This is a genomic window from Paraburkholderia humisilvae, from assembly GCF_902859855.1.
Taxonomy (GTDB): Bacteria; Pseudomonadota; Gammaproteobacteria; order Burkholderiales; family Burkholderiaceae; genus Paraburkholderia; species Paraburkholderia humisilvae.
In genome coordinates this window covers 1-9,317 of record NZ_CADIKH010000121.1, presented here as the reverse complement: position 1 = coordinate 9,317, position 9,317 = coordinate 1, and the positions used below count along the sequence as shown (strand labels likewise).

Here is a 9,317-nt window from a genome sequence, read left to right as displayed (position 1 = left end):
CGTCGCTCGCAACAAGCTCAAAAGCGCTCAGCACCGACCTTCGATCATCGCCGCGTGCTGGATTCAGGCAACCTTGTGGTGACGTCATGATTTATGGAAAGGTCAATAGTTTCGACCACGGCACTACGCGTCTCATGTCTTCGAGAAACTCCCGCTTGCGCGTGCGTTTCGTTCCCAGATCCAGACCCAGACCCATCTGCCTCATCACCGCGCCCCTTGAATTCTATTGATCCCGGGATAGCCCACATACTCTCCCATGTCTGCACTTTTGCAGACCTTCCCTAGAGAAAAATTCTTGGATAACGAGCCGATCTAACGCTAACGCTCTCTTTGACAGTCTAAGAAAACGAAGCTACTGATTTCCACTGCATAAGAAATCATGCCGATCGTCTTTATCCCTGGGCTGCTAACCGTACGACACGGCTGTGCAATTCCTCCACAAAAATCTCCGACTCTGGCTTCATCAAAACGCTCCGGAGAATACGGGAACCATCCGCGTCCATTACAACGCCACGGTGACGATCCGAAAAATTTTGGGCCGTAACGCTCAATGTACTTAGATACACCTGGCCATTCACTGACTTCATACCGTCTCGAAAAACCCGTTCACTTTCTCGATCGATTTTCGAAAGTGACGAAGGCCGTCTCGTTGGAAAATAGGTCAATATATCCAGATCGGGTTGCTGGTAGAGCGTAAGATGGTCAGATCGCTCGATGAGAGCGGCCCAACGTAAAGCCGCGCGGCGTCCGGCCGCCAATACATTCCCCAGGCCCTCCTGAGTGGGTGGTAGCACCTGGAAAGTGAGCCATAGAGCTGCTGCGGCGGCGCCCGCCCTGGAGCATTCGATGCTGATCTGTCCGAGATGAAGCTCATCTGATGTGAAATATGTATACGGCGAATCGTGCAAATAAAATCTTCCAACCGACGGATCTCGAAACAACACGCAGCCGCACCCATAAGGCTGGAGACCGTGTTTGTGCGGATCAACGACAACCGAATCGCAACGAGAGATGGTTTGCCAATCGGCTTCTGGTAATCTTTCAACGCCGTCCCTGCCAGCTAACAGCGTAAAGAAGCCGCCGTAAGCCGCATCAACGTGTACCCGTGCGTCATAACGGGAACATAATGTGAGCGCATCATGAATTGGGTCGATGGCACCTAAACCGGTGGTTCCCGCTGTCAAAACAACTGTCCCGATCTTCCCCGTACGTAGTAGTGTTTCCAAAGCATTCAAATCCATTCGCCCTTGAGCATCAACAACGACCGGGTGGCCCCCTAGGCCCAGCAAATGGCACACTCTTTTGTGCGTATAGTGAGCGTCTTCGCTGTATGCGATACCTCTGTTTGGGTGCAACTCCCGAGCAACAAATAGGGCCTCCAGGTTCGCAATCGTACCGCTCGTAGTGAGATGACCGAGATGTTGGTCGAAGCCAAACATGTGGGCAAGCAGCTGAACAACTTCAGCCTCCATGGCTGCAGTAGCCGGACCACCGTCCTTCGCATGATTATTTGGATTTATTAGCATTCCGGCCAGATACCCAACAATCGCCGCTGGATGCGGAGGTTTGAGCATTTGTCCCGCGTAACACGGATGAAAAAATGGATAATTATCTTTTAAACGATCGACAAGTTCTCGAAATGATTCAACGAAATCATTCTCATTAATGGAGATGGAATTATGATTGCGGTATCGGCCAAAAGTGTCGGACCATTTTCTGTTTTCGGAAATGACCTCGCCGAGCCAGTGTTCAAGATTCATAAGTTCAAATCCTATTAAAATAACAAATTGTCACCGCACATCAAGAAAAAACCATAAACATCCAAGCGTCAGCTATCATTTCAGTAATGCTAATCGTTTGATTCTAAATTTATCAAGCAACTCTACCGAGGTCTGAACGGTTGATGTTCCTTGCGCTTTCATCCGCAAGCTTGGTAAAGTCCCGCCGCCAAAACGCGAACAAACGCCGGCGTGTGCCTCATACATCGCGCCCACCGCCGTCAAGAACTGACTGTACATGTCACTCGAACGAACGACAAGGATCGGAACCACGCCGCGTAGCCTGCCAAACAGGCCTACCAGGTACCGGTGATCAAAATTGTATATCCCGCTAAAACCATCGGGCATAGTTGGTCGCACAATCTCGCTGTACTCCGACGCGCTGAATGCGCTGGCATATTTCATGACTGCGGAGCTACCGAGAACCAAACTAGTGGCCAATTCTAGAGCGCTGTTAATATCGGAAAGCCGATCTTCCTCAATTGCGTGAAGAAGGCATGATAAAGAAAATGACAGTGCCTGTATAGTTGTAAAAAATGCGTGATGACCGATTTCCCATCGGACGTTGGGTATCACCTGATCTGCGGTTATCTGTGACCGCGGCAATGTGATTGGGGTATAAAATTCATCATCAATTCCAGAGAACGAAAATATTCTTGGAATCAGGCCGTATAGATAACGCAGATCTGATATGGCGAGAGAGGTGCAATTTTTCTCAAAATCGTCGAACATTTCGCAATAGGACAGTAAAAGACTCGATAAAAAACCAACGCCGGGATCTGCCGACACGCGATCCACCGCAAAATAAGCGTCACATTCGATGCCTTCGAGCGTCACGCGATCGCTACCAACGTGGACAATCGGATGAGAAACAATTTCCCCTCTATCTCCGAGCAGCGCGCGAACTTCTTCGCGAGAGTTCTTGCTTGAGAGCGATGAGCGAACGCAGGCGAACGCCGACAGTTTGGATGCGGCGGATGAAAGGGCTGCCTGAGTCTTGGGTAGCTTATCAGGCATCAACATTTTTAACCTGACGGAGCGACTGGAAGTGTGACGTGTATGGCGCATATCGTATCAACTCCGAAGGTAAGTTGGCGCGCTGGTCCGTCGGCAGAATACTGTTGAACGGATATGGGATGACTGAGAATACGAGCGACGGAGCGCAGCCGACGGCTGAAGCCATTAAAGGCGTCGACCGTTAATACTTGGACCCCAGCGGAGGAACCCAACCGGATCAATGTTCAGCGGTTCCATTTATCCCGCTTTCCGAATTCATGGCGGCACCTTCTTCGGTTCCTCTTACCCTTTACCGGTCGGCACGGCATGCGCGTTTGAGAGTGGCGCGTGAAACGCCAGATAATTGCGTACCGTCTCAACGACGCGTAATAGCGTACGTTCAATTCCCGCGCGAGTGGTCAGCGGATTGATCACGCACATCCGAAACACTCGCCGTCCATGGACGGTGGTGCAAAATATCACTGCGTGCCCATCGGCAATGAGGGTCCGACTCACCTGTTCATGCAACGCATCGCGCTCGACGCCGCTCAGATGACCCGCGCGGCAGGCGAAGGTGAGCACGCCGAGGCTCGGTAGTGTCACTATGCTTAAGTCGGGGCTCATTTCGATCGCCTTCGCGGCATGTTCGGCTAGCTCGATACCGTGATCAATCGCGCGCCGAATCGCCGCCATGCCATGACAGGTGATGCTCATCCAGAGCTTGAGCGCCCGAAAAGGGCGTGTAACTTCGATCCCTTGCGCACTGAGATTCGCGGGATCCTGTTGATCGTCCTGCAAATAGACGTCAGTTAAATAGAACGAACGCGCCAGCGCTTCCGGGGACTTGATCAGCAGACAGCTGATCGCATACGGCTGAAATAGCCATTTGTGTGGATCGATTGTCACGGAATCCGCGTTTGCCAGTCCATCGAACAGTTGCACCGCGCGCGTGCCCATTGCAGCGGCGGCGCCAAACGCACCGTCAACGTGGAACCACATCCCGTACCGGGTGGCAATGCGCCCCATTTCGCGTAATGGATCGACTGATCCGGTGTTGGTCGTCCCGGCATTCGCAATCAGCAAGAACGGGATCCTGCCCGCGTGCTGGTCGGCAGCGATCTGCGTGTGTAAGGCCGTCAGATCAATCCGAAATGCATCGTCGACCGGTACCGTGCGCAAATTATCGGCTGACAGTCCGGCAATCCGGAGCGCGCGTCGTATCGATGGGTGAGTCTGGTCTGAACAATACGCGACAAGCCGGGCAATCTCTCCAGGGTGCCGATCGCGGGCCAACACGACCGCCATCAGATTGGCGACCGACCCGCCGGACACAAAAATGCCACCACTGCCAGGAGCAAGCCCTATCGCGTTTGCCAACCAGGTGGCACACAACTGCTCCACCCGGGTCGCGCCGGGCGATACAGCAGTACTGACTGCACACGCATTGAAGCCTGCGGCCAGCATATCGCCCAAGGCGCCAATGAACATCGCTGGCCCGGGAATCCGTCCAAAGTTGAGCGGGTGGTCGGCGTGTAGCGCGGACGACAGGATTTCCCGGTGCGCTTGCTCGAGTACTTGGCCCGGCGGCGTCGGATGCTCAGGGGGGCGACTCGTTTCTTCTATCGCCGGGGAAACAAACGTAGCGCCCACAACCGTATGCTCGGTGCGATGCGCGTGATGATCGATAATTAGATCGACGGCGCGGTACCCTAGGGTACGCATCGTGTCAACCGGTAACTCCATCTCGCGAAGCATGGCCATTGATCAGGTTTCCTTAAATTGAGGGGACAACGCTGAGATCCAGCGCGTGGCATCGGCGTGCAGTTTGCCTCTTGAGGTCAAGGGGGAAATCCGGTGCGCGAACTGAACGAGCATCGTCTCGTCTCCGGTATGGACCTGTGCACCGCGTGGCGCGTGGACCCAGACGCGTGCTTCATGGTCGGTCAGTTCGATCAGGGGCCGGTCGGGAATCGGGTACAACTGCCGTCCGTCGAGGCGATAGCAGCCGGAGCTGATCGTTGACGCAATCACACCGTCACGAGGGGCATGCATCACGAACTGACTTAGCGGATAAAACCGACCGCTTCGTTCGACTCGGGGCAGGCATGGATTGCCACCCAGCGCCAACACGTGTGTCCCTAGAGTCGGCATCAGTCCACAGGTAATTTCCTGCGCCTGCACAATTGAGACCACCGTCTGGAAGCGTGGGTTAATTTCGATCGCGTAGACTGCGCCCGTTGGATCCACGATCCAATCCAATCCGAAAGTGCCGAGATATCCTCGGGTCCGCAGAGCACTGCCGACGCGACGTCCCGCTTGCTGAATTTCATCGGCGGCGCCCACAGGCAACTCATCGGGATGCAACAGTTGGTTGCCGCAATGCGCACCCCAACTTGCGCCCAAGGTGGGGATCCCAACCAGTTGGTGGGACAAACCCGACACCAGGATATCCTGGGACGTGATGCAGGCGGTCACCGTCACCGCCAGTCCCTCGATATAGCGACTGACCCGCAGTTCATGGCCCGTGCACTGGCGCAACCGGTCTGCCAGTAGGCGCGGCGATTTGGCCAACCAGGTGCCTCGCCCAATCAGGTTGTTTTCGCGCCGCTGTACGACGACTGGGGCGTTCCCCAGCGCATGCCAGATCTCTGTCGCGAGCCGCGGATTGCCGCCCGGCACAGTCAGCACTATGGGATAGCGGACCCGGGCGTCATCGAACAACCGCAGCACCGACAACTTGTCCGCGGCGAACGCCACGGCAGCCCCATCTGACGCAAGCAATCGTAATGCAGGATGGTGTTGCCACGGACGTTCCGCATGATCATCCTCCGGTGCAAAGGTGACCGCAAACCCGCTCAGATCACGGTGGCCGGAAAGTACCGGCATGCCGGCGTAGTGCACCCGGCGATGCGCACGAAACTCTGGGACACCGGGTTGGGCGGTTTCGGCAAGAAACTCGGAGCGGTCGAACCAGTGGATCGGTTTGCCCCACTTACGCAACTGCGCCGCTCCCTGTTGCGCGTCGATACCGTCGAGCGTGACTATGAGATGCGTTGAAGACATCGTCGATATTTTCCGAGGTTTAATCAACACTAAACGGAGTGAGCCGTTCGAATTAAGATTTTGTCATGCGCATCGCGTGGCGATATCTCACAACAACGCGTTGGCTCACCGATTCTTGTATTGCATAATTCCAATCAATTGGGTGGTTAGTTTTACATCATCATTAGTTATGCTAATTAGCATAAAAATGCTAAATTCATTTGGAATTATTTCGTGCAATGACCTCGATGGGGTATATTTGTGTGTCAGGCTATTTGTCTAATGTAGGTAACTATTCGGGTGTTGTAAACCGGAATCAGGATCGTCTCCTGTGCGGACAGCGCGCAAGTGTGGCAGCAAGGAGCACATGGCCGTCGACACGCTGGGCCATCTGCTGGTTGTGCACATCACGCCGGCCGATGAGCAGGCGCGTGCACAGGTGGCCGAACTTGCCCGTCAGATTCACCATGTCGCCGGTAAGACTTTGCAGCTGGCGTTTGCGATGCGGGATATGCAGGCGAAACCGCTGCACAGGCTACACGCGAGGCTCGAATGGAGTTGCAGGTCATTAAGCTGCCCGAGGCGAAGACGAGCTTCGCGCCGTTGCCGAGTTACTGGGTGGTCGAGCGCAGCTTAGGCTGGCGCAATCGATTCAGGCGACCGGCTCGAGACTGCGAGCGCTTGCCCGAAGCTCAGGCAGGCCTGCACTTCGTTGTCGTCGCCAAGCTTATGCTTTTTCATGCTGTGTCCATTATCCAAAGTATCTAACACACGCTATAGCGAGTTTTAGTCAGAGTGATCAAAGGAGGAGACGTATGTCAACTGAAGCAAAATGCCCTTTTAAGTTCACCGCCGGCGGGGGGACGACGAACCGCGAGTGGTGGCCCAATCAACTGCCCCTGAAAATCCTGCGCCAACATTCGTCCCTGTCCGATCCGTTGGGCAAGGCATTCAACTATGCCGAGCAGTTCAAGAATCTCGATCTTGGAGCAGTGAAGAAGGATCTGCTCGCGCTGATGAGCGACTCGCAGGACTGGTGGCCGGCTGACTTTGGCCACTACGGACCCTTTTTCATTCGTATGGCATGGCACAGCGCCGGCACCTATCGCACCGGCGACGGCCGTGGCGGTGCCGGTTCTGGTCAGCAGCGCTTCGCGCCGCTCAACAGCTGGCCGGACAACGTCAACCTCGACAAGGCGCGCAGGTTGATATGGCCGATCAAGCAGAAATATGGTCAGAAAATCTCATGGGCCGATCTCATCGTTCTCACGGGCAACGTCGCGCTGGAGTCGATGGGATTCAAGACCTTTGGTTTCGCTGGCGGCCGCGAAGATGTATGGGAGCCGGACGAAGACGTCCACTGGGGCGCCGAGACCACGTGGCTGAGCAGCGACAAGCGCTATTCCGGCGTGCGCGATCTGGAAAACCCACTCGGTGCGGTTCAGATGGGGATACTCTACGTCAATCCGGAAGGCCCGAGTGGCAACCCGGATCCGATCGCGGCAGCGACCGATATTCGCGAGACGTTTGCGCGCATGTCGATGAACGATGAAGAGACGGTTGCGCTGATTGCCGGTGGCCATACATTCGGTAAAGCGCATGGTGCTGGTCCTGAGGCCCATGTTGGACCCGAGCCGGAAGCGGCGCCCATCGAGCAGCAAGGTCTTGGCTGGAAGAGCAGCTTCGGCACGGGCAAGGGCAGTGACGCCATCTCCAGTGGTCTGGAAGTGATCTGGACCAGCACGCCAACCAAGTGGGGCAATGAGTTCTTCAACAACCTGTTCGGCTACGAATGGGAGCTGACGAAGAGCCCTGCCGGCGCGCATCAATGGACGCCGAGGGGCGGTGAGGGAGTCGATACCGTGCCGGACCCGTACCACCCGGCGAAACGCCGGACGCCCTCGATGCTGACTACCGATCTCTCGTTGCGATTCGATCCCGCCTACGAAAAAATTGCAAGACGCTTTCATGAACACCCGGATCAGTTCGCGGACGCATTTGCCCGCGCGTGGTTCAAGCTGACGCATCGCGACATGGGTCCGCTCACGCGCTATCTCGGCCCGGAAGTTCCGGCAGAAGAACTAATCTGGCAAGACCCGGTCCCCGGGCTCGATCATGTGTTGATCGATGCGCAGGACATCGACGCCCTGAAGAGCAAGATCCTGGCGTCAGGGTTGTCTGTGTCGGAACTGGTTTCGACCGCCTGGGCGTCGGCATCCACGTTCCGTGGTTCGGACAAGCGCGGCGGCGCCAACGGTGGCCGCATTCGTCTCGCGCCGCAGAAGGACTGGGACGTCAACCAACCGGCTCAACTGGCAAAGACGCTGGAGACGCTCGAAGATATCCAGAAGGCGTTCAACGATGCGCAGTCGGGCGGCAAGAAAGTCTCGCTCGCCGATCTGATCGTGCTCGCCGGTTGCGCAGGCGTCGAGCGGGCCGCGAAAAACGCCGGTCACGCCGTCACGGTTCCGTTCGTACCCGGACGCATGGATGCCTCGCAGCAGCAAACCGACGTGGATGCCTTCGCCGTGCTCGAACCGTATGCGGACGGTTTCCGCAATTACCTGAAGGGCACGTCCCCGGTATCGACTGAGGCGCTGCTGGTCGATAAGGCTCAACTGTTGACGTTGACCGCACCGGAGCTAACCATGCTCGTCGGCGGGCTACGCGTGTTGAATACCAACTACGGACAGACGCAACACGGTGTCTTTACGAAGCGGCCCGAGGCACTGACCAACGACTTCTTCACGAACCTGCTCGACATGGGTACGGAGTGGAAACCGGTGTCGGACGCCAATGACGTGTTCGAAGGCCGCGATCGTGCGACGGGCCAGGTGAAATGGACCGGAACGCGTGTCGATCTGATCTTCGGTTCAAACTCGCAACTGCGGGCGCTGGCCGAAGTTTATGGAAGCTCGGATGCGCAAGAGAAGTTCGTTCGTGATTTTGCCGCCGCCTGGGACAAGGTCATGAACCTCGATCGCTTCGACGTCGGATAGGGCACTGTCACGTTGACGAGGTGGTGACGCGACTGGGCCCTGAAGTACCGGCCGGCCTATCCGCTCAAGGCGTTCGATACCCTGTTCGCCGCGCGCACCTGAGTGGGCGCACTGGTGCGCTGGTACAACGAGGAGCATCGTCACAGCGCGATCCGGTTCGTGACGCCGGCGCAGCGTCATGCCAACCTCGATCAGGACATTCTGGTTCGACGCGCCGCGCTTTACGAGGCCGCAAGGCAGCGCAATCCACTCCGGTGGAAAGGTCCCACGCGCAACTGGCAGCGCGTCTATACCGTGCATCTGAATCCCGATCGCATCAATAACCAGCCCGTCACACCACAACGCCACAACTAGGAGAGAAACGCCGCCTGATATTTATTCGTTGAGGCGACAACTATTGAGTTTCCCATAAAACATGACAACCGATTCGATGCTGGCGCGTTATATCTCTAACGGATTGAATGGAGATACGCGCCATGGCAAAGAAGCCGTTGGACGAGGC

6 protein-coding genes and 2 pseudogenes are annotated in these 9,317 nt (G+C 56.2%); 3 read left to right on the top strand and 5 right to left on the bottom strand.

Annotated features, from left to right (window positions below):
- Positions 1-103: 103 nt before the first annotated feature.
- The 5 genes and pseudogenes from HV796_RS38545 to HV796_RS38525 all read right to left on the bottom strand — a co-directional run.
- Positions 104-205: pseudogene (locus tag HV796_RS38545) on the bottom strand (IS5/IS1182 family transposase); the annotation flags it as partial.
- 187 nt (positions 206-392) lie between these two features.
- Entirely contained in the window at positions 393-1,760 is a 1,368-nt protein-coding gene (locus tag HV796_RS38540; RefSeq protein ID WP_175233051.1) for a pyridoxal phosphate-dependent decarboxylase family protein, read from the bottom strand.
- Between the two features lie 75 nt (positions 1,761-1,835).
- On the bottom strand, positions 1,836-2,795 hold the full coding sequence (locus HV796_RS38535) for a hypothetical protein (RefSeq protein ID WP_175233050.1): 960 nt from the start codon (positions 2,793-2,795) through the stop codon (positions 1,836-1,838).
- Positions 2,796-3,077: 282 nt separating this feature from the next.
- Positions 3,078-4,535 carry a pyridoxal phosphate-dependent decarboxylase family protein gene (locus HV796_RS38530; protein ID WP_175233049.1) on the bottom strand — a complete coding sequence of 486 codons (1,458 nt, stop codon included), beginning with the start codon at positions 4,533-4,535 and terminating at the stop codon, positions 3,078-3,080.
- A 3-nt stretch (positions 4,536-4,538) separates the two neighbouring features.
- Complete coding sequence (locus HV796_RS38525) at positions 4,539-5,837, bottom strand: ATP-grasp domain-containing protein (protein WP_175233048.1); 1,299 nt, start codon at positions 5,835-5,837, stop codon at positions 4,539-4,541.
- A 322-nt stretch (positions 5,838-6,159) separates the two neighbouring features.
- Between HV796_RS38525 and HV796_RS38520 the strand changes: the two are divergent.
- The 3 genes and pseudogenes from HV796_RS38520 to HV796_RS38510 all read left to right on the top strand — a co-directional run.
- Positions 6,160-6,584, top strand: a pseudogene (locus tag HV796_RS38520) (transposase); the annotation flags it as partial.
- A gap of 47 nt (positions 6,585-6,631) precedes the next feature.
- Entirely contained in the window at positions 6,632-8,815 is a 2,184-nt protein-coding gene (gene katG / locus HV796_RS38515) for a catalase/peroxidase HPI (RefSeq protein WP_175233047.1), read from the top strand.
- A 102-nt stretch (positions 8,816-8,917) separates the two neighbouring features.
- Complete coding sequence (locus HV796_RS38510; RefSeq protein WP_175233046.1) at positions 8,918-9,169, top strand: hypothetical protein; 252 nt, start codon at positions 8,918-8,920, stop codon at positions 9,167-9,169.
- The last annotated feature ends 148 nt before the right edge of the window (positions 9,170-9,317 follow it).